This window comes from Leptolyngbya sp. Heron Island J (assembly GCF_000482245.1).
Classification (GTDB): Bacteria; Cyanobacteriota; Cyanobacteriia; order Phormidesmidales; family Phormidesmidaceae; genus Leptothoe.
Window position 1 is genome coordinate 160,287 of the sequence record NZ_AWNH01000106.1, and the last position, 20,585, is coordinate 180,871.

Genomic DNA, 20,585 nt, shown 5'->3' on the forward strand with positions numbered 1-20,585 from the left:
AGACTGTTTGGCCATGGTCTTAAAATGCTTCTACCTGGTCTAAGGTACCGACATTTTTGAGCGTCAGCTCACGGCAGGTACGTTTGATCAATCCGGCTAAAACCTTGCCAGGGCCTACTTCAACCACCGTATCTACGCTATGTTCCGGTAGGCTTAAGGACATTTCACGCCAACGTACGGAGCCGGTCATCTGTTTCATCAGCCGCTGTTTAAGCACATCTGCATCGGTGCTTGGTGTTGGGTCTATATTGGAGAGGACCGGTACAGTAGCTGCCTTAAAGGGGACATCGGCTAAAATCTGATCAAATTCGTGGGCAGCTGGGGCCATCAGGGGAGAATGAAAAGCCCCTCCGACGTTGAGCTTCATGGCTCGCTTTACCTTAATGCCATTCATGACGGTCTCGACTGCTTCTGGAGTGCCTGAAATCACCACCTGACCAGGGTTATTATCGTTGGCTAGGACCACTCCTTCCGTTGTTGCAATTTTCTCGTCTAACTCATCTCGCTGAAAGCCCATCAGTGCTGCCATAGCACCATCATCGGCTTGAGCCATCAACTCAGAGCGACGCTTGACCAAACATAAGCCAGTTACAAAATCAAACACACCTGCAGCATAAAGAGCAGAGTATTCGCCCAAGCTATGGCCAGCTACCATATCTGGCTGATAGCCTTTGGTCTTGAGCAAATCGACCAAGATGCATTCGATGACGTAAAGACAAGGCTGGGTATAGAGGGTATTGGCAAGGCTGAATTCGTCACTTTGAGAGCGACTCAATACTGACCAACCTAAAATATCGTCTGCTTCAGCAAACTTGTCCTTAGCCACGTCTGCTAAATCACTGCCCATCCCTACAACCTGGGACCCTTGCCCAGGAAATACCCATACGGTCTTTGTCATCGTTACTAGCGTAATTGGTCCGTTTCTCACTGTCTCAGCAAATGACCAATTAGAAAAGGGTGAGATAGATGACAGACACTGTAGGATGAGCCGTGCTTATTAGTTCAAGACCAAGCTCATAAACCCCATTCCAGCAGGGCTGCACCCCAGGTTAGCCCCGCGCCAAAACCAGACATAGCGATTTTGTCACCGGGTTGAATTTTATCGCTGCGGACCCATTCGTCTAGGGCGATGGGAATCGAGGCTGCAGAAGTATTACCGTGTTGGGCCATATTGCTGACTACACGCTCCTTCGGAAGCTTGAGGCGCTTGGCTACGGCGTCTAAAATCCGCTGATTGGCCTGGTGTAAAATCAGCCAGTCGATGTCATCGGCGGCTAATCCGGCATGGAAGAGAGTCTTTTCTAGGACTTCTGGCACCCGACTGACGGCAAAGCGGTAGACTTCACGTCCGTTCATGGTGATGGCAGTAAAGGTACCTTTTTGGGTGCTGACACCGTCAGTGAGGGGAGCTGAGTCAGCGGTGTAGGCCAAATTTAAGCAGCCGTTCATGGTTCCGTCGCTGTGCATCTCAAAGCCCAGTAAGCGGTCGCGATCGCACGCCTGCATGACGACAGCACCGGCCCCATCACCAAACAGCACACAGGTGGTGCGGTCCTGCCAATCTACCCAGCGGCTGAGCAAATCAGCCCCGATCACTACAACATTCTGATAAGTGCCTGTGCGAATAAACTGGGCTGCTGTGACTACACCAAAGACAAAGCCAGAGCAAGCGGCGGTCAGGTCAAAGGCAACGGCTCGGGTCGCACCAATGGTTGCCTGCACCTGGCAGGCAGTGCCAAACAAATCATCGGGTGTGGAGGTGGCCAGGATGATTAAATCAATGTCCTCAGGAGTTAGTTTTGCAGCTGCGATCGCATTATTGGCGGCCTGGGCCGCCAGCACCGTGAGAGATTCATCTGCATTTGCCACATGACGGTGGCAAATGCCTGTGCGTGTAGAAATCCACTCATCGGAGGTGTCGACAACACGGCTGAGCATTTCATTACTCAGCTCTGTCTCTACCCGGGCACTACCGCTGCCAACAAAGGCCACACCGGCCCCACCATTTATCATTATTTTCTAGTCTCCATTGGCCACTGATGCAGCAACCTTTTGGTACTGCCCCTGGATATGCCCAATCACACCATTGTCAACGGCCTCTTTAGATAGGCGAATGGCATTAAAGATGGACGGTGCGTTGGAGCTACCGTGGCTAATAACAGCCACACCATTCACCCCCAACAACAAAGCACCTCCGTGCTCAGCATGATCAAGACGTTGTTTGATGCGCCTAAGATTACCCTTGAGAATCAGCACACCCAGCTTTCCTAAAATACCGCGTGGCAGTTCCTCTCGGAGAATATTCATGGCCACTTCACCCACGGCCTCAGCAAACTTCAGCAGTACATTGCCGACAAACCCATCGCAGACAACCACGTCAAAATCACCTGAGAGGACATCCCGTCCCTCAGCATTGCCAACAAAATTGATCAGCGTTGATTCACTCAGTGTCTGATGTACCTGAACAGCAACATCATTACCCTTACTCGGTTCCTCACCAATGTTTAGCAACCCTACTCGAGGATTTTTTGCACCAAAGGCATATTCAGAGTAGACACTACCCATGAGGGCAAATTGCTCTAAAAACTTGGGCCGACAGTCAACATTAGCCCCTACGTCTAAAATCAAAACCGGTTTACCGGCTACCTGTGTTGGAAACACGGCTCCAATAGCAGGTCGATCAATCCCTTTGATTCTCCCTAGACGCAAAAGGGCTGCTGCCATAGCCGCCCCTGAATGTCCGGCTGATACTACAGCATCAGCACGACCTTTTCTCACCATGTCCATGGCAACATTGATGGATGCATTACGCTTTTTACGCAGAGCACTCAGCGGCTCTTCATGCATTTCAATGGTGCCTTCAGCGGGCACAATTTCGATCCGACTCAAACTGTCAGAATCGGCAACAGAAGCCCTAATTTTGTCAGGATCGCCAACGAGCAAGATTTCAACATCTAACTCCTCTCTTGCCCTAATAGCCCCAGCAACGATTTCGGCAGGTGCATAATCGCCCCCCATTGCATCAACTGCGATCCGCGCTTGAGTTAAGCCCATCGAATTGAATCTGTAGAAACTTTAAGAAATTCTATCAGACTGAAACCGAGTGAAAATTGACAACTGCGGTTTTCTGACAAAAGCCTGTTCCAAAGCTTCCAAATATTCCAGCATTGGTGGCAGGTTCAGATGTATGCTCAGATACAAATAATTTGAGTATCTGAGCTGCTCTGATCTAGCTTATTCTTCGCCAGGCTCAACAATTCGCTGGAAAAGATAGCCTGTTCCCCGTGCTGTCAAAATTAGTTCAGGGTTACTGGGATCATCCTCTAGCTTGGCTCGCAGTCTAGAGATATGGACGTCTACCACCCGCGTATCCACATGGCGTTCGGGGGTATATCCCCAAACTTCCTGCAAAATCTCAGAACGTGAAAATGGTTCACCAGAGCGGCTGACTAGAAGCTCTAGCAGACTAAACTCCATCCCTGTCAGACGAATGCGCTCATCGCCCTTATAAACCTGACGCTTGTTTGTGTCAATTCGGATATTGTTGATCGTAATGACACCGGAACTGGGAATACCAGAGGTGCCGGTCTTTTCAACGCGACGTAGGACTGAGCGAATTCTGGCTTCTAATTCCTTAGGAGAAAAAGGCTTAACCACATAGTCATCAGCGCCTAGCTCTAAACCGGTAATGCGGTCGGCTACATCTCCAAGTGCTGTCAGCATGATGATGGGAATATCTGACTCTTTACGTAGCTCTTGACAAACACCATAGCCATCCAGCTTGGGCATCATGACATCAAGTACGACCAGGTCGGGGATTTCGTGCCGGAAGGTGTCCAACGCTTCTTCGCCATCCGCCGCAGTTACGACGTCATAACCGATCATCGAAAGACGGGTTTCTAAAATACGACGAATACTTGCTTCGTCATCGACGACCAATATTTTCTCTTTTACGCTTTCCAAAGTTTCTTGAACTCCTACATAATGGCGACGGCAGAAGACTTCGACCGCTGGAGGGAATGGCTGGTGCTTTTATCCCTCAAAAACCGGCAACTTTACCACTTATCAGGTGTCTCAAACACAGGTCGAAACTCAGTGATTAAGGAATCTAGGGAAGAATCCCACGCAAAGCTTTGTTAGAGCTTGTTTTAAGATAGCTAACATTGTATTGCGTTTTGCAGCTCATCACCTTTGATTGCCAAGGTTTTCAACGTTTCTTAAGGTTGTTCTCTATATAAGTAAAATTTGTAGGGTATGTTATCTGCTTTTTGGAGATCAGCAGGTTTTGCACAGATTTACTTAAAGTTGTTTGCTGTTTGTCAGGTGCTGCAGGCGTTGCTATCCCTAAGAAATAGGGGGCTGCGACAGCAAAATTGCCTGGGTAGGCCGTACAGCAATTACCCAATTTGAGGTTTGAGTGCTGACCACTCTTTAATATGGATAGATAGTTCATATGTTTTATTCCTAGGCATGGCTAAGGCTCGCTCGATTTATGTGTGCAATGAATGCGGAGCAGAATCGCGGCAGTATTTTGGTAAATGCGCGGTGTGCGGTAGTTGGAATTCGCTGGTCGAGCAGGTAGTGGAGCCCACTACTGCCAACAATTCTCGTCCGGGGCGTCGGAGTACCTCCCGTAAGCCAACAGATAATAAACCTCGGCTGGCAAAAACCTTTAGCCAGATTGCCGATCATCCCCAAGCTCGCATTGGTTCTGGCTATGGCGAGCTGGATCGGGTTTTGGGGGGTGGGATTGTACCTGGGTCGCTAGTGCTGGTCGGGGGAGATCCGGGGATTGGTAAATCGACACTGCTGTTGCAAACGGCGAGTCAGTTGGCAGCTCGGGCAGCGGTGCTCTATGTGTGTGCGGAGGAATCGGGGCAGCAGGTTAAGTTGAGATCGCAACGCCTCGGAATTGATATAGGCCAGGGAAAAAAAGGGAAATCATCGGTTCAAAACTCTCTGCAAGCAGCCGATACGGCGTCGACCAAACTTACCGCTTTCAGCTCCTCTGAGTCTTTATATCTACTGCCTGAAACTGATTTGGAAACAATTCTCTCGGAGCTAGAAGCCTTACGACCTCGGGTGGCCGTGATCGATAGTATTCAGGCTCTTTTCTACAATCAACTGACGTCTGCACCGGGCTCGGTGTCCCAGGTCCGAGAATGTACGTCAGCTCTGATGCAGCTGGCCAAGCGGGAGAATATCACGCTGTTTATTGTGGGGCATGTCACCAAAGAAGGTGCGATCGCTGGCCCCAAGGTCCTGGAGCATCTTGTTGATACGGTTCTGTATTTTGAAGGAGATCGGTTTGCCAGCCACCGGCTACTGCGGTCGGTCAAAAATCGATTTGGAGCCACCCATGAACTGGGAGTATTTGAAATGGTCTCCCAGGGATTGGCAGAAGTGCCTAATCCATCGGCTCTATTTATGGGGAATCGAGATGAACAGGTGCCGGGAATCTCTACGATTGTGGCCTGTGAGGGCTCTCGTCCGTTAGTGGTTGAATTGCAGTCCTTAGTCAGCCCCACCAGCTATAGTTCACCTCGCCGCTCAGCCACCGGGATTGAATACAACCGTTTGCTGCAGATTTTGGCTGTGTTGGAAAAACGGGTGGGTATTCCTCTATCTAAGTTGGATGCCTATGTGGCTTCGTCTGGTGGATTGAGTGTGGCTGAACCAGCGGCGGATTTGGGCATTGCTATTGCTGTGGCGGCTAGCTTTCGAGATCGCATTGTCGATCCGGAGCTAGTGCTGATTGGAGAGGTGGGGCTAGGAGGGCAGGTCCGACCTGTATCCCAGATAGAATTGCGACTTAAGGAAGCCGCTAAGCTCGGCTTTAAGAGGGCCTTGGTGCCAAATGGTCAGAAAATGTCAGGATTGCCCATGGAGATTACTGAAGTGGGCAGAGTGGTGGATGCGATCGCAACTGCCCTGGGTTTTCAGGCTGATGCCAATGACTGACCTAAGCTGCAGCCATGTTAGCCCCTATCAACCAGTCCCTATAAGTCAGGGAAACGTGTGAGGATTTTTACGGTCAGCCTGTGTAATTCATAGACCACTCACCCATGACTACCTGTAACCCACGTCTCCTCCATGCCGGATTTGTTTTTATCCATATTTCAGCAGCTGAGCCGACTGTTTACCACTAAGCTCGTGGAGCTGGGTAATACTGAAATCACCCTGAAACTACTTTTAAGCCTGTCGATCTGGCTAACGCTGATCCTGTTCGCCATTGGTTTGGTGAAAAAGTTTCTCAAGCGGCAGCTACTGGCTGGCATTGATGCCAATAATCGGGAGGCGATCGCGGCATTGGTGAGCTATGTGCTGGGTGCGATCGCCATTTTGGTAGTTGTTCAAAATTCCGGCATTAACCTGCGCTCCCTGGGGATTATCTTGGGAGGATTGGGGGTCGGCATCGGCTTTGGTTTACAGCACATTGCCGATGACTTTATCAGCGGTTTGATCATGCTGTTTGAGCGCACGCTCAAGGTAAACGATTTAATCGAACTGGACGACTACAGATTTGAAGGGCTGGTGGGACGTATTATCGAGGTCAACCTCAGATCCACCATTATTCGCACCCTGGATGATGGTGATGTAGTTATTCCTAACAATCAGCTAGTTAAAAATCGGGTACTAAACTGGAGCCACAACACTTCCATTGCCCGCCTCAAAATTCCCGTGGGAGTTTCCTACGATAGCGATCCAATTCTGGTCACCGAGCTGCTGCTCAAATCGGCTTATATGGAACCAGCCGTATGCAGCAAACCTATGCCTAAAGCTATGTTTCTTGCCTTTGGTGAAGACGCCCTTCAGTTTGAACTCTGGGTTTGGGTAGATGTCAATAAGCGCTTTCATATCCAAAGTTCACTGCATTTCACCATTGAGTACAACCTGCGACAGCACAATATCGAAATAGCCTTTCCTCAACGGGATGTATGGATTCGAAACTTACCATCCCAGAGTAATGGAGACAGTAAGCCCCCCTTCTTTAACCGCCAAATCGCCCTGCAGCATCGTCCCCAAGCTCCAAGTCAGACCACTCTTAGGGATATGCTGCGCCAGGTCAGCTATTTTGCCAACTTTAGCGATTTGGAACTGCGCCAGCTCATCGAAATTGGCTATCGTCAACGCAGCCACGCTGGAACGACCCTTTTCCATGAAGGCGATGCGGGTAACTCGTTTTACATTTTGCTAGAGGGCAAAATCGAAATTCTTGCTGAAAAACTAAATCGCCATCTGGCTACCATTGAACCTGGTCAATTTTTTGGTGAGGTTGCCCTACTACTAGGAGTGCCACGTACTGCCATGGCCCGTGTCGCAGAAGACGCGCTGCTATTTGTGATTAATCAGCCTAGTTTTTCAGATCTATTACGCCGCTATCCCGAACTGTCCAACCATGTTGTACAAACTATGGCCCAACATCGTGAAGAACTAGCCCAGCGTCAGCGAGAAATGCGTGCCCTGAATTTGGTGGATTCCAGTGAGGATGATGCAAATCCTGTAATCTGGGCACGAAAACGCATAAAAAGAATGTTTGATCTCTAGCAAACTGTTTAATTAGCGACTCAACTTAATTTTTGCTGTCACATACCAGGGCCACTGGTAATGCTCAGCAATTAGCCACATCACAATGCTGGCATGGGCCAATAGCGTAATCAGCGTCCAAACAATTGAAAACTGATTCAACCCATTACTATCAATGGGAGGAAACATATAGTTAGAAACTATAATCAGCAAAGCTGGCAGACAAGCAATTGCTAGCGCAAAACTCCAAACTACGGCGGTCACCTGGCCATCGGCGCGACGGTTGTATCGCCACCTGCTGCCCGTCCAAAACCAAGTCATGGGTTGCACACCATCTACCATCTGGATTGATTGAGCTTCCAAGTTGGCATCAAAAATATGTCGGCAGAAGTTGCAAGCAAATGCCTCTGTCAAAGTTAATACTGATAATTCACCATGACCACACACCGGACATCTGTAAATGTCATGGTAATTTAGGGTCCGCAGTGAACTGTCAGACGACAATGTAGAAGTCGACAAAGAGTGGCACTGGTAACTCATGAAACGTACACGGGGTGGGTTAACTTTCCCTAACGTATGCGTTTTCATACCAATACGAATCGAATGCGCTGCTTTTCTTAACACAGCACTGAGTGCCTACGCAATATCGCTTAACATGGCACCCTAAAACGAACACTATTTCTTACTGACACTAACTGTTAAAGAACCCTACTTGCAGCCCATTGCTTGCAACTGCAGCAGCAAAGCATCAGCTTCAGCCTGTAAGTGCAAAATCTCAACCTGGATATCAGGCTGATATGGATAGGACTTTAACTCAGCCCAAAAAATCTTCTTATCCTCTGGTGCTGGCTGAGTCTGGCAGCTAGAATCGCTCACACTTTGTACAGACTCAGAAATCGCCCCGGTCTTAGAAATAGTTTTCATAATCATGTCGCTAGTAATAACTACTCAGCGAAGTAGCATGCGAATTCTAACGCAAAAGTTCCCATCATAACTTAATCAAAAGATACCGATATTTAATCTGTCCCTTGGCATTTTCCATATATAAAAGATTCGCTATGTCCCATAAGTTATATCAATGAGTGTAAGCTTGTTCCCCAATAATCGTTGGGTGGTCTGGAAAAGACTCATCCAAAAAATTTAAGATTGAGACAACAGCAGCTCTATGTAGGTTTTTGTGGTGAAGCTTTGGGATGAGGCCAATGTTGTGTTTGGCTGACCCAGAGCCCTTGAGCGCTGACTAACAGAGTAGTTTTATTAATCTGATGAATCGTTAGCTTCACCAAGTGACTGCTTGAGCCTGTCGGCGATATTTTTCATCAGGTTGTCGATCGAAGTCTTTTAACTCATGCCAGGCATCTTCAGCAGCGGCTGAGATGTCTTTGAGGTTGACATCAGCATGTATATTCGGTGTCTGTGTGCAACTTAGAGAAACAGAGTAAATATTTAGTTGTGAGGATATTAACGCGGGGTTAATGAATCTCAGAAAACGTCTTTATTCCTCGGGTGCATTGGATGAGGGACTAGCGTCTTTGGCTAATAGGTCGATAGTGTCTCCCAGAGCTGTGGTCAAGCTTTGGCGGGTTTCTTGGTGAGCGGTTTGTTCAGCTTTAAGTGCGTTGGAGATCTGCTCGCACAGAGTTAAGGCGTTGATGAGTTGCGATCGCAACTCATCAATGGATTCCACCTGATTAACCTGATCTAACACCTGCTCCAAATCACGAGATACTTCGCCTGCAGCGGGTGTCTGCTTAAAAACTTCTAATTCATTGGCCAATGCCCGAATCCGTGTTTGGCTTCTTTCCGAATCATGGCGACGCTGTTCAGATTCCGACTCATACAGCCTGCGCCAATTAGCCGCACTGGCATAGGCCTGATCGCGCTCCTGACCTAAAACCTTGAGCTGTTGCTGTAACGCTTGAATCTCCGCTAGCCACTGGGATACTTCATTAACCATGGGCATTGTCCATGACGGTCGATTAAGGTACAAGGATATAGCCTTTCCCCAAAAAATGTACAGGCGTTCCATGAACATAAACGTAGTAGGAACGTTCTATGGAACGCTCCTACTGAGCAAAAAAAAGGCAGTGCCTAGCACTGCCAACACACATGGGGTTAAAACTTAGAGCAACTCGACTGGTAGCTTATCCTAGAGCGGCTGCACCACCGACCACCTCAAGAATCTCTTGAGTAATAGCTGCCTGACGAGCCTTGTTATAGTCAAGGGTCAATGTTTTAACTAGCTCGCTAGCGTTGTCACTAGCATTATTCATGGCGGTCATTCGAGCCGCCAATTCACTAGCTGCTGACTCCTGGAGCGCCCGTAGTACCTGGTTATTCAGATACAGAGGCAGCAAGGCATCTAAGATCTGCACCGGATCTTGCTCAAAAATCATATCCTGAGGCAGCTGTACTTGCTGGGTTTCAACAGGCTCACGTTCCACCTGAAACCGACCACCACGGGTTGTTAGACGAAATACCTCGTCTTCTTTATCTAGACCTTCAGGATCTAAAGGCAGAAGGGTCTGAGTCACAGGTCGAGAACTGACCAAAGACACAAACTTGGTATAGATCAGCTCAACACGGTCAACCTCTTCTGACAAGAATAAAGACAATGCCTGGTCTGCAATTTGGGAGGCTTCTTCCGCTGTTGGAATTTGTTCCAAATTGTTGAATGTGGCATCAATAGGATAATCACGATTCTGAAAGTACTGAATCGCTTTACGGCCAATCAAAATCATTTGATAGCCAATGCCAGATGCTTTGAGTTCCTTAGCCCGAATTTCCGCACGACGAATGATGTTGCTGTTGTAACCACCGCACAAACCACGGTCAGCTGAGATCACAATCAGCCCGACATTCTTAACGTCCCGGTTCTGTAACAATGGCAAGTTTGCATCTTCAAACTTCAGACGGGTTTGCAGACCATAAAACACTTGGGCTAAACGGTCGGCAAAAGGACGAGTGGCCTCAACTTGCTCCTGGGCACGGCGCACCTTAGCGGCTGCCACTAGGCGCATGGCCTCGGTGATTTTACGGGTGTTTTTAACCGACTTAATGCGGTCACGAATCAATTTGAGATTAGGCATACGCGTTGTTTTTAGTCCGATTGTCCCTAACTAGACACGGTCTGATTAGGGACAGGACCAACCTCCTCCTATGCTGCCATGAAGGACTGCTTACACTCAGCAATCGCTTCTTTTGCTAATTCCTGAACTTTGTCAGTCAATTTCTTGCCTTCGTTGATTTCCTTGACCAACTCAGGCTTGCTGGTGTTGATGTAGTTGCAAAGCTCTACTACTAGAGGTGCGACCTTATCAACAGGTACATCGTCAAACAGACCGTTAATACCACCATAAACGATGGTTACCTGCTCGTGCAGAGCCCGGGGAGAGTATTGAGCCTGCTTGAGAAGCTCACGCAGACGAACACCGCGAGCGAGCTGAGCCTGAGTCGCAGCATCCAAGTCAGAGGCGAACTGGGCAAACGCTTGCAGCTCGTCAAACTGAGCCAGTTCCAGCTTCAGCTTACCGGCTACCTTCTTCATTACTTTAGTCTGGGCTGCTCCCCCCACACGGGATACGGAGATACCGGCGTTGATTGCTGGGCGTAGACCAGAGTTGAACAGGTCAGAAGACAAGAAGATCTGACCGTCAGTAATGGAAATTACGTTGGTGGGAATGTAAGCGGAAACGTCACCTGCCTGGGTTTCGATAATGGGCAGTGCGGTCATGCTACCTTCGCCTAGCTCAGGACTGAGCTTAGCAGCCCGCTCTAGCAGACGAGAGTGGATAAAGAATACGTCTCCGGGATAAGCTTCACGACCGGGCGGACGACGTAGCAACAAGGACATTTGACGGTATGCCTGGGCTTGCTTGGAGAGGTCATCGTAGATCACCAAAGTTGCTTTGCCCTGGTACATGAAGTACTCAGCTAGAGCAGCACCAGTATAGGGAGCTAAAAACTGTAAAGGCGCAGGTTCGTTAGCGTTAGCGGCTACAACGATGGTGTAGTCCATAGCACCGCGCTCTTCTAGAACGCCAACTACCTGGGCTACGGATGCTGCTTTCTGACCAACGGCTACATAAACGCAGATAACGTCCTGGTCGGCTTGGTTGAGGATGGTGTCGATTGCGATCGCAGTTTTACCAGTCTGACGGTCACCAATAATCAGCTCACGCTGACCACGACCAACTGGAATCATCGCGTCAATAGCAGTAATACCGGTCTGCATCGGCTCATAAACCGACTTCCGCGCAATAATGCCAGGTGCAGGAGCCTCCAACAAACGACTGTCAGTGGTAGCAACATCACCCTTACCGTCGATAGGACGAGCCAGCGCATCTACCACACGGCCTAGCATCGCTTCGCCCACAGGGACCTCAGCAATTTTGCCAGTTGACTTAACCGAGCTACCTTCCTTCAACTTACGGCCATCACCCATCAATACCGCACCCACATTGTCCTCTTCCAGATTCAGGGCGATACCGACGGTGCCATCTTCAAACTCAAGCAGCTCACTGGCCATGGCCTGCTCTAGGCCGTAAATGCGGGCAATCCCGTCACCTACCTGCAGCACAGTACCCATGTTGGATACCTTGACATCCTGGTCATACTGCTCAATCTGCTGCTTAATAATGCTACTGATTTCGTCAGGTCTGATGCTTACCATTGGAGTTGCTCTACTAACTCAGATATCAACAAAAAATCAATTAAACTAACCACGTCAACTTGAGAATCTCAGCTCTAAAACCTATCCTCAACTTGACATTGTGTCCGCTGACGACATGCGTCAAACAGCACCCTGCTAAGCAGTGCCCAGCTGAATACCAATCCGCCGTAACTGTCCACGTAGGCTGGCATCTACCACTTGAGAGCCAACCTTGATGATGACACCACCCAGTAAGCTGGCATCTAAACTGGTGCTCAACTCAACTGCTTGTGCTTTGGTCATTGTCATCACCTTCTGACGAATCGATTCCTTCTGGGCATCAGAAAGCTCGACGGCAGAAGAGACTTCGGCCAGCACTGTCTGGTTCACTTCCCTAACGAGAGCCTGGTACTGACTCAAAATTGGCACCATCAAAGCCGCCCGGCCCCGATCAACCAGCAGCTGCAGAAAGTTTAAGAAATTCCCGTTGGCAGAATCTCCTAAAACCTTCTTGATCACACCCTTCTTAGCATCGGCAGATGTCAGCGGATTTGCAAAGAAATCAGTCAGCTCTTGAGACTGTTCCAAGAGTTCTAGAACACTAGCTGCCGAGGCGTTTACCTCACTGGTTGTACCACTGTCTTGAGTTAGAGACAGCAGCGCACGAGCATAAGGCTCGGCCACTTCACCAGTAACAACGCTAGTCTTCATGACTCACCTCCAAGCAAAGCAATACTTTGGTCGACCAACTTAGTCTGCACCTCATCAGTCAAAACATTGGGTAGATCGGCCTCAACTTTGGTCAAAGCTAACGTTGCTACCCGCTGTCTTAGTTCCCGCAGCACTCTCTCCTGCTGGCTAGTCAGATCCTGCTGAGCAGATGCTTTCATCCGTTCGACATCTTTCTCTGCCTGAGCCAATACAGCTGCGCGGGCCTTCTGTGCATTTCCTTGAGCTTCAGATTTGATCTGCTCCGCCCGCGCTTGGGCCTCTTTCAAATTCTTTTGCTGCTCAATTAGAGCTGCTGCCGCCTTTTTCTGGCGATCTTCGGCACCCTTAATGGCCGCTTCAATGGTGCTACGGCGCTCCGACAAAATGTTGCCGAGAAAGCCACTGCCAAAGTAAATGAGTACGCCAATAATTATGACGAGGTTAATTAAATTTGTCTCCAGAATATCGAAGTTGAGACCAAAGCCACCTTCTTCCGAAGCAAGCAACCAGACTGTCTCCATATGTTCCATCCCAAACTGCGCCCACCAACTAGCTAATTACCAGTGGCGGTATAACTCCCGCACAAGAGCGTGCTCGGTAGCACGCCCGATTAAAAAAACTTATGCAGCGGCCCCCAGCAGCTTGCTCAATATCTGCTGGCTCAAGGCATCAACCTGCTGCTCTAAGGCAGCCATAGCTGACTGCTTCTGAGCATCCAGATCTTTTTGAGTTGCTTCACGCTGGACCTGAGCCTCTTGCTGAGCAGATGCCATTGTTTGATCGCCGATTGCTTGGGCCTCGGCTTGAGCATCTTCAACGATTTGCTTAGCTTCCCGCCGTGCAGCAGCAAGAGCCTGCTCGTATTCCTGAGCCAGCTTTTCAGCCTTAGCAAGACGCTCTTCAGCATCTGCCGTAGTCGAGCGCACGTAGCCATCACGCTCGTCAATAGCATTGCCTAGAGGCTTGTAGAAAACTGCGTTCAATATGATGGCTAGCAAAGCAAACTGCACAGCCATCAGGGGCAACGTTGCATCCAGGTCAAATAAGCCACCAGCCTCTTCAGCTGCAGCTTCGACCGCAAATAGCATTACACCGGTTATCATCACGTTCTATGCCCAACTATTCTGGGGCTGCCATAACAGAAAATAGGCCATCACCCAAAACAAAACCAATCAAAGACAGCCCTTTCTGAATCTCAAAATATCAGAACAGAACTGACGCCAATTAGCCTGAAGTCAGTAATGCCAAACAGACAGAAGGGAGACAATTAAAAGACTAAATTATCTCCCCGCACCAAAGTCGCTTAAGCGAAGGGGTTAGCAAACAGAAGCACAAGTGCAACTACAAGACCATAGATGGTCAATGCTTCCATAAATGCCAAGCTCAGCAGCAGTGTGCCGCGGATCTTACCTTCTGCTTCGGGCTGACGAGCGATACCTTCAACGGCCTGGCCAGCGGCATTACCTTGACCAATACCAGGGCCAATAGCTGCCAAACCAACAGCAAACGCAGCAGCTAGTACAGAAGCAGCAGCAATAATTGGATCCATGATGTTCTTCCTTATCCTTAGATAGATATCAACAAACTAAGCAAGTCGCCCAAAATTGAGGATTAACTCCTCTCGAAACCGTCAGAAGCTAGTTCAAGCAGCTAGCTCTAACCAAGCAGGAGATGACCCAACGTCAAATCCCAACTGGATACCTCCGAAGAGGTTATCCATGCTCTTCTCCACCATGACCTTCAATCGCTTCACCGATGTAGGCAGCAGCCAGGGTAGCAAAAATCAGTGCTTGAATTGCACTTGTAAACAGTCCCAACAGCATTACAGGTAGGGGGACAAACAGAGGTACAAGTAGAACAAGCACCGCTACCACTAACTCGTCTGCAAGAATATTTCCAAACAAACGGAAACTCAGCGAGAGAGGTTTAGTGAAATCTTCAAGAATGTTGATCGGCAGCAGAATTGGAGTGGGCTCAATATACTTAGCGAAATAGCCCAACCCTCGCTCTTTAAAGCCTGCATAGAAGTAGGCCAAAGAGGTTAACAGTGCCAATGCAACAGTCGTATTAATGTCGTTTGTCGGTGCCGCTAACTCACTTGCCGGAATGTGAATTAGCTTCCAGGGCACGAGAGCACCTGACCAATTGGAAACGAAGATGAACAAGAACAGCGTTCCCACAAAAGGAACCCAAGGCCGATACTCCTTCTCTCCGATTTGATCCTTGGCGAGGTCTCGAATAAATTCGAGAGCAAACTCCATCAGGTTCTGCAAACCAGAAGGGACGCGCTCAACCTTGCTAGAGGCTAAAACTGAAACCAGAACAAGTACAGCCGCAACAAACCAGGTAGTTAGAAATACCTGGCCGTGAACCTTAAGGCCACCAACGTGCCAGTACCAATGCTGGCCGACTTCCAGCTCAGCCAATAGAGAAAATGGGAAATTAAATGTGCTTAACATCTCCGTCCGGAATCTTAATTTTTTTCGCAGATGCTCACGGAAACACGAAAATGCCCTTATCCTTGAGCCATGGAATCAGGCAAAACCGATGTCCATAATGTGTAGGCAATTAATGCTGCTTTATAGGTAAGGAAGCCTAGAAAAACAGGCATTATCTCTAGCTGCTGGTACTGAGTTGCAAAAACAATCAGCCCAATAAAAATCGCCAGACGACCACTGCCCAACTTTCCACGCTTGCGACCTAGTTCGGCAACACTCTTCGCCAGCATTCTTAAGTAAACCACACCGACGCACGCCCCTAGCAAATAATTCAGGGCGATGTGGCGGGAGTAAGCAAGCCAAACAGAGACGAAAATTAAAGCTGTAAACCCCAGAGTCACCAACAACAAGTTTTGCTGCAGACGAAAATACTCTCCCATGGCTTGTTCAGAAGCGGGAGGTAGCTCTGTGTCAACGTTTGCCGATTCTTCATTTGTTTGGGCCTCGACGGCTTCTTCAGGAGAAGTCACAGGTGATCTAAATACGTAGAAGCCATGGCTAAAGACGCTGGCAGCAATTGCTTACACCAGTGCTAAAGCCATGGCTGATCATATCACGGCATTAATACCTATTGATGGGATTTAGTCAGCTCTTTAGGAGCTTACGAATGGCTAGGTAGCATAGGCGACAGAACGGTCAGCTGTCGTCGCTGCAGCGATCGCACCTGATCCAGGGTAAATTCTGTGTCTGCAATCAGCGCAGCGACAGTCTGGGCCTCTGTTTCACCCGGTTCTGCACAGCGGCTCAAGAAATCGTATTCAGCCTCCGTAACAGTTGCTAACTGATAATCATAGTCAAAAAAACTTTTGGCAGGCCACCCTGACATACAAGCATGTCGGCTGGGTACAGCGGTCAAGACGCTTTCGTCATTAGACCAGTCAAATTGGGGTAACGGCGGTCGGCTGAGGAAAAACTCATAATGGGTTAGTTCTGGATCGAGGAGTTCTATCAGACGGTATCGTTGGCGATCACTCAAATTCTGAGCCCGCTCCATCACATCATCTGATTCACCAACCAGGCGGTTCAGGTCCCAGTAACGGGGATTAGAAAACCCGACAAAATCTAACCCAGAGGCATCAATTAGCTCAAATAGGGTGTCAATGGTGTAGTCCACTTCCTGAGGGTGGACATACATATCTGCAAAACATTCATCCTGATGGTTCTCAAGCGCCCAGCGTTCTTTGTCGCGTTTCACAATGCGGTTGGTTTCAGGTAAAGCATTAAATAGCTGTCGCCCAATGTGCACGCCATCACGATAGTCGCCTTGACGCTCACCCTGGAGCATAGCAATAGCCTGCTGCATCAACGATATTTCCCAGCGTCCCAAGGCTGCATATACAAATATATGCAGTAAACCTCCAGGCGCTAACTTAGTTGCCAGTGCTTGAATTCCCTTGATCGGATCGGGCATGTGGTGCAGTACGCCCACACAGTTGATCAAATCAAACTGACCCTCTAGCTGCTCAACGTCATAGATGCTGAGTTGGTGAAAGGTAGCTCGGTCCGCACCTGAGCGCTGACAGCGTTCTCGCGCTACGTCTAACGTGCCTGCACTGAGGTCAATCCCGGTGACCTGGGCTTCAGGATTTAGATGCACCAGATACTCAGTGCCCACACCCGAGCCACAGCCTGCATCTAAGATGCTAACGGCGTTGCTACTGGGGGCACGACCGGTACAAAAGTTGTAAGCAGAGGGCCAATGCCAGCGCCAGTTATAGCCGGGAGGAGGTTCATCAATTAGAGGCTCAGGGGGAAAGGGATAGGTATCGTAAAGCTTGGCAACTGCTGCACTAACAGCCGCTTCGTTTTCGGAAGTCATGGGAAACGTAGTTTTGAGTTCTCCGTTTTGAGTTTCAAGTGTGTCAAATCTCACAGCTCTACCGAAGCTATGTTCCCTAACTTCAAAAGTTCAGAATTCCAAACTGAACACTCAAAACTCAAAACTCCAACCCTCTAAGAGTGCCACCTTTCGGAAAATGCTTCGTAAACTCAGGTAACAAAACTTATCTTTTCTCTCATTCACTGACCCACCGTCTTTTATGATGACCCAGTGGGCTAATAACAAGATGTTACACAGTCGTTAGACAAACATCCTGGTGTTCCGTAATCGTTTTAATCTGGAACTGTCACGAGAGCCGATAGGCCCATGGCGCTGCCTGCTGGTGTTAACCACTGCTCTGGACTTATGTGCAGACGTGCATATTCTGAGCTGCTTGGCGCTGAGGTAGGGGTCTGATGCAATCAACCATTGCAATCAACTATTAGAAGGGAGCCTTTGAAAAGGAATGACTGTAACTGCTAGTGGTGGAAGCTCTTTAGTTCGGCCACAACTTTATCAAACCTTGCCGGTTACTACGATTATTCAGGCCGAGCAGCAGGACCGCTACATGGAGCGGGGTGAGCTATCTGAACTATCTGACTTTTTTAAATCAGGTCGGAAGCGTATTGCGATCGCACAGATCATTACCCAGTACTCTGAGTTAATCGTTTCTCAAGCCGCCAACCGTATTTTTACTGGGGGCTCCCCTCTGTCTTATTTAGAGAGAGTTGAACCCGACCCTGCAGAGTTAGCCATGGCAGCTCAGGGCGATACAGACGGCGCAGAAACTTACATTGAACGAAGCGATGGCGGCGGTCTGTTTTCTGGCCTCAGGGGCTTGGTCAGTAGTTCCGGCGATCTTGGCTCTGTGCCTCCCGGATTTCGCCCGATCAACGTAGGTCGCTATGGCCCTAGCAACATGCAAAAGTCTCTGCGAGACATGAGCTGGTTTCTGCGCTATCTGACCTATGCTATCGTTGCTGGCGACCCTAACATCATTGCCGTTAACGTTCGCGGTCTGCGAGAAATTATTGAAGATGCCTGCTCTTCAGCGGCTACCCTGGTTGCTCTTCAAACCATGCGTGCTGCTAGCATCGGCTACTTCAGAGGGGATACTGAAGCTCAGGAGTTGATTCGCTCTTACTTCAATCTCTTGATTGATGAATTTAAGGCTCCTGCCCCTTCCAACAAGCTGCGTCAGCGGCCATCTAAGGATCTTCAGGGGCTGCAGCTACCTCAGATCTATTTCAATGCTGCTGAGCGTCGGCCTAAGTTTGTCATGAAGCCTGGTCTCTCAGTCGCTGAGAAAAATGCAGTGGTGAAGGCCGCCTATCGTCAAGTATTTGAGCGTGATATTAAGCGTGCCTACTCGCTAGATATTTCTAATCTGGAATCCCAGGTTAAAAATGGCGAAATCGCGATGAAGGAGTTTATTCGTCGCCTGGCTAAGTCACCTCTATACCGTAAGAACTTCTTTGAGCCTTATATCAATAGTCGGGCTCTGGAGTTAGCGTTTCGTCACATTTTAGGCCGTGGCCCCAGCTCTCGTGAGGAAGTTCAAAAATACTTCTCCATCGTTTCTGAAGGTGGCTTGCCTAAGCTAGTGGATGCTCTGATCGACTCCAACGAATATGGCGACTACTTTGGGGAAGAGACTGTCCCCTATCTACGGGGTTTGGGCCAGGAAGCGCAGGAATGCCGCAACTGGGGGCCTCAGCAAAACTTGCTGAACTACAGCGCGCCTTTCCGCAAGAATCCTGAGTTTTTGACTACGTTTGCTTCCTACGACCAGCCACTGCCCGACCAGCATCCCTACGGTTCTGGTAACGATCCGCTGGAAATTCAGTTTGGAGCAATCTTTCCCAAGGAGACCCGCAATCCTAGTAGTAGCCCTGCGCCCTTTAATAAGGACACTCGTCGCATCCTGATTCGTCGGGGTGCTGGCATTGAAAGCCAGGTAAGCAATCCTGGTGCTCGCCCCAAAGCTCCAGGTACCCTAGGACCTAAGGTTTTCAAGTTGGATCAAGTTCCGACTGGTAATGGGGACAGCGTCAAGTTCGCTGAAAGCTCCACACAGACTATTATTCGAGCTGCTTACCGTCAGGTATTTGGTCGTGATGTTTACGCAGGTCAAGCACTTAAGTCCGCTGAGAATCGCCTGGAAAACGGTGACATCTGTATGCGCGATTTCGTGCGTGCGATCGCAAAATCGGAAGCCTTTCGCAAGACTTACTGGTCTTCTCTCTATGTGATGAAGGCTGTTGAGTACATTCATCGCCGGTTGTTGGGGCGACCCACCTACGGTCGTCAGGAAACCAACAAATACTTCGATATTTGTGCCAAGAAGGGATTCTATGCCCTGGTGGATACGCTGATTGATAGCCCTGAGTATACTGAAGCCTTTGGAGATGACACTATCCCCTATGAGCGCTACGTGACTCCAGCGGGTCAGTCCCTACGTTCCTTCCGTGCCGGTACCGTGGGTGCCACTGGCGTTAAGCCTGTACCCAAGCCTCAGGTGCCCCGTTTCGTTGAATTGGGTACCGTTAGCTCGTCTCGAGGCGATATTGAAGTTAACAAGCGTATTGGCCAAGGCGTTAATTTACGTCGTGTTCAGTTCAAAGTCTTCAAGCTCACTAACCTGTATGACAAAGCTAATATCAAGCTGGTCACCCAGGCTGCCTATCGTCAGGTCTTTGAGCGCGACATTGCTCCTTATGTCATCAAGGCCGAGTTCACCTCCCTTGAGAGTCAGCTGAGTAATGGCGAGATCAATATGAAGGAGTTTATTGAAGGCCTAGGTTGCTCTGATCTCTATCAGAAAGAGTTCTATGCCCCCTATCCCAATACTAAGGTGATTGAACTAGGTACCAAGCACTTCCTAGGTCGTGCTCCTCTAAATCAGCTGGAGATTCGGAAATACAACCAGATTTTAGCGACCCAGGGTATCCGGGGATTCATTCAAACCATGGTTGAAACTCCTGAATATGCTGAATTCTTTGGCGAAGATACGGTCCCCTATCGTCGCTTCCCCACCTTGCCAGCAGCTAATTTCCCCAACACCGAGCGCCTATATCAGCAGCTCACTCGGCAAAATGATGATGTTGTAGTTCCCAGCTTTGCGCCTTCAGTCTCACCGACAGCATCCATTGACACCTAGTTGGTTGTATGGGCTCCGTTAGCGGATTCTAAGATCAACCCAGTGATAGCTAAGCCAATTAACGCTTAGCTATCACTGGGTCTAGTTGGTGCTGAATAACTTGATGTCAGGCAGCATAGAGTAATTCTGAGGAATACCATTACAAAATATTACGCACTCTCTAAGAAGGTCAGCTGAATACCGGAAAATACTTTCGGAAGGTAGCTAAGCTGATACAAG

General features: G+C 49.0%; 19 protein-coding genes. 3 read left to right on the plus strand and 16 right to left on the minus strand.

What is annotated here, in order from left to right; genetic code table 11:
* Positions 1-19: 19 nt before the first annotated feature.
* The 4 genes from fabD to rpaB form a co-directional block, all read right to left on the minus strand.
* Positions 20-898 carry an ACP S-malonyltransferase gene (gene fabD, locus N836_RS67880; protein ID WP_023076156.1) on the minus strand — a complete coding sequence of 293 codons (879 nt, stop codon included), beginning with the start codon at positions 896-898 and terminating at the stop codon, positions 20-22.
* Positions 899-1,014: 116 nt separating this feature from the next.
* A complete protein-coding gene (locus N836_RS67885; protein ID WP_023076157.1) occupies positions 1,015-2,013 on the minus strand; it encodes a beta-ketoacyl-ACP synthase III in 999 nt (332 codons plus the stop codon).
* Positions 2,014-2,019: 6 nt separating this feature from the next.
* Positions 2,020-3,054, minus strand: coding sequence for a phosphate acyltransferase PlsX (gene plsX / locus N836_RS67890; protein ID WP_023076158.1), 1,035 nt, complete (start codon positions 3,052-3,054; stop codon positions 2,020-2,022).
* Between the two features lie 180 nt (positions 3,055-3,234).
* Positions 3,235-3,963 (minus strand): response regulator transcription factor RpaB, encoded by a 729-nt coding sequence (gene rpaB, locus N836_RS67895; RefSeq protein ID WP_031294240.1) that lies wholly within the window; start codon positions 3,961-3,963, stop codon positions 3,235-3,237.
* A gap of 507 nt (positions 3,964-4,470) precedes the next feature.
* On the opposite strand from rpaB, the gene radA reads away from it, so the two are divergent.
* Both radA and N836_RS67905 read left to right on the plus strand, forming a co-directional pair.
* Complete coding sequence (radA, locus tag N836_RS67900; protein ID WP_031294242.1) at positions 4,471-5,961, plus strand: DNA repair protein RadA; 1,491 nt, start codon at positions 4,471-4,473, stop codon at positions 5,959-5,961.
* A 132-nt stretch (positions 5,962-6,093) separates the two neighbouring features.
* Positions 6,094-7,548, plus strand: coding sequence for a cyclic nucleotide-binding domain-containing protein (locus N836_RS67905; RefSeq protein ID WP_023076161.1), 1,455 nt, complete (start codon positions 6,094-6,096; stop codon positions 7,546-7,548).
* 12 nt (positions 7,549-7,560) lie between these two features.
* On the opposite strand, the gene N836_RS77750 is transcribed toward N836_RS67905, so the two are convergent.
* From N836_RS77750 to N836_RS67965, 12 genes are all read right to left on the minus strand, one after another.
* Entirely contained in the window at positions 7,561-7,848 is a 288-nt protein-coding gene (locus N836_RS77750; protein WP_235071177.1) for a hypothetical protein, read from the minus strand.
* Positions 7,849-8,235: 387 nt separating this feature from the next.
* Entirely contained in the window at positions 8,236-8,451 is a 216-nt protein-coding gene (locus N836_RS67915; protein ID WP_152532281.1) for a hypothetical protein, read from the minus strand.
* 571 nt (positions 8,452-9,022) lie between these two features.
* Positions 9,023-9,484 (minus strand): hypothetical protein, encoded by a 462-nt coding sequence (locus N836_RS67920; protein ID WP_031294244.1) that lies wholly within the window; start codon positions 9,482-9,484, stop codon positions 9,023-9,025.
* Between the two features lie 187 nt (positions 9,485-9,671).
* The gene (locus N836_RS67925) at positions 9,672-10,616 is read right to left on the minus strand and encodes a F0F1 ATP synthase subunit gamma (RefSeq protein WP_023076165.1); all 945 of its coding nucleotides are present in this window, start codon (positions 10,614-10,616) and stop codon (positions 9,672-9,674) included.
* A 68-nt stretch (positions 10,617-10,684) separates the two neighbouring features.
* Entirely contained in the window at positions 10,685-12,199 is a 1,515-nt protein-coding gene (atpA, locus tag N836_RS67930) for a F0F1 ATP synthase subunit alpha (RefSeq protein WP_023076166.1), read from the minus strand.
* Positions 12,200-12,334: 135 nt separating this feature from the next.
* Positions 12,335-12,889, minus strand: a complete 555-nt coding sequence (atpH, locus tag N836_RS67935; RefSeq protein WP_023076167.1) for an ATP synthase F1 subunit delta — start codon at positions 12,887-12,889, stop codon at positions 12,335-12,337.
* Complete coding sequence (locus tag N836_RS67940; protein WP_031294245.1) at positions 12,886-13,410, minus strand: F0F1 ATP synthase subunit B; 525 nt, start codon at positions 13,408-13,410, stop codon at positions 12,886-12,888. The genes atpH and N836_RS67940 overlap by 4 nt, the downstream gene beginning before the upstream one ends.
* Positions 13,411-13,509: 99 nt before the next feature.
* The gene (locus N836_RS67945) at positions 13,510-13,992 is read right to left on the minus strand and encodes a F0F1 ATP synthase subunit B' (RefSeq protein ID WP_031294247.1); all 483 of its coding nucleotides are present in this window, start codon (positions 13,990-13,992) and stop codon (positions 13,510-13,512) included.
* A 200-nt stretch (positions 13,993-14,192) separates the two neighbouring features.
* Positions 14,193-14,438: an ATP synthase F0 subunit C gene (atpE, locus tag N836_RS67950; protein ID WP_023076170.1), complete on the minus strand. Its 246-nt coding sequence runs from the start codon at positions 14,436-14,438 to the stop codon at positions 14,193-14,195.
* A 163-nt stretch (positions 14,439-14,601) separates the two neighbouring features.
* On the minus strand, positions 14,602-15,348 hold the full coding sequence (gene atpB, locus N836_RS67955; protein WP_023076171.1) for a F0F1 ATP synthase subunit A: 747 nt from the start codon (positions 15,346-15,348) through the stop codon (positions 14,602-14,604).
* Positions 15,349-15,404: 56 nt separating this feature from the next.
* Entirely contained in the window at positions 15,405-15,857 is a 453-nt protein-coding gene (locus N836_RS67960; protein ID WP_023076172.1) for an ATP synthase subunit I, read from the minus strand.
* Positions 15,858-15,988: 131 nt separating this feature from the next.
* Positions 15,989-17,206, minus strand: a complete 1,218-nt coding sequence (locus N836_RS67965; RefSeq protein WP_031294249.1) for a class I SAM-dependent methyltransferase — start codon at positions 17,204-17,206, stop codon at positions 15,989-15,991.
* A 466-nt stretch (positions 17,207-17,672) separates the two neighbouring features.
* On the opposite strand from N836_RS67965, the gene N836_RS67970 reads away from it, so the two are divergent.
* A complete protein-coding gene (locus N836_RS67970; protein ID WP_023076174.1) occupies positions 17,673-20,366 on the plus strand; it encodes a phycobilisome rod-core linker polypeptide in 2,694 nt (897 codons plus the stop codon).
* Positions 20,367-20,585: the final 219 nt, after the last annotated feature.

Excerpts from the sequence above, each read along its gene's own strand:
- fabD (WP_023076156.1), bottom strand. The coding sequence starts at position 898 with ATGACAAAGACCGTATGGGTATTTCCTGGGCAAGGGTCCCAGGTTGTA.
- N836_RS67885 (WP_023076157.1), bottom strand. The coding sequence starts at position 2,013 with ATGATAAATGGTGGGGCCGGTGTGGCCTTTGTTGGCAGCGGTAGTGCC.
- plsX (WP_023076158.1), bottom strand. The coding sequence starts at position 3,054 with ATGGGCTTAACTCAAGCGCGGATCGCAGTTGATGCAATGGGGGGCGAT.
- radA (WP_031294242.1), top strand. The coding sequence starts at position 4,471 with ATGGCTAAGGCTCGCTCGATTTATGTGTGCAATGAATGCGGAGCAGAA.
- N836_RS67905 (WP_023076161.1), top strand. The coding sequence starts at position 6,094 with ATGCCGGATTTGTTTTTATCCATATTTCAGCAGCTGAGCCGACTGTTT.
- N836_RS77750 (WP_235071177.1), bottom strand. The coding sequence starts at position 7,848 with ATGACTTGGTTTTGGACGGGCAGCAGGTGGCGATACAACCGTCGCGCC.
- N836_RS67915 (WP_152532281.1), bottom strand. The coding sequence starts at position 8,451 with ATGAAAACTATTTCTAAGACCGGGGCGATTTCTGAGTCTGTACAAAGT.
- N836_RS67920 (WP_031294244.1), bottom strand. The coding sequence starts at position 9,484 with ATGGTTAATGAAGTATCCCAGTGGCTAGCGGAGATTCAAGCGTTACAG.
- N836_RS67925 (WP_023076165.1), bottom strand. The coding sequence starts at position 10,616 with ATGCCTAATCTCAAATTGATTCGTGACCGCATTAAGTCGGTTAAAAAC.
- atpA (WP_023076166.1), bottom strand. The coding sequence starts at position 12,199 with ATGGTAAGCATCAGACCTGACGAAATCAGTAGCATTATTAAGCAGCAG.
- atpH (WP_023076167.1), bottom strand. The coding sequence starts at position 12,889 with ATGAAGACTAGCGTTGTTACTGGTGAAGTGGCCGAGCCTTATGCTCGT.
- N836_RS67940 (WP_031294245.1), bottom strand. The coding sequence starts at position 13,410 with ATGGAGACAGTCTGGTTGCTTGCTTCGGAAGAAGGTGGCTTTGGTCTC.
- N836_RS67945 (WP_031294247.1), bottom strand. The coding sequence starts at position 13,992 with ATGATAACCGGTGTAATGCTATTTGCGGTCGAAGCTGCAGCTGAAGAG.
- atpE (WP_023076170.1), bottom strand. The coding sequence starts at position 14,438 with ATGGATCCAATTATTGCTGCTGCTTCTGTACTAGCTGCTGCGTTTGCT.
- atpB (WP_023076171.1), bottom strand. The coding sequence starts at position 15,348 with ATGTTAAGCACATTTAATTTCCCATTTTCTCTATTGGCTGAGCTGGAA.
- N836_RS67965 (WP_031294249.1), bottom strand. The coding sequence starts at position 17,206 with ATGACTTCCGAAAACGAAGCGGCTGTTAGTGCAGCAGTTGCCAAGCTT.
- N836_RS67970 (WP_023076174.1), top strand. The coding sequence starts at position 17,673 with ATGACTGTAACTGCTAGTGGTGGAAGCTCTTTAGTTCGGCCACAACTT.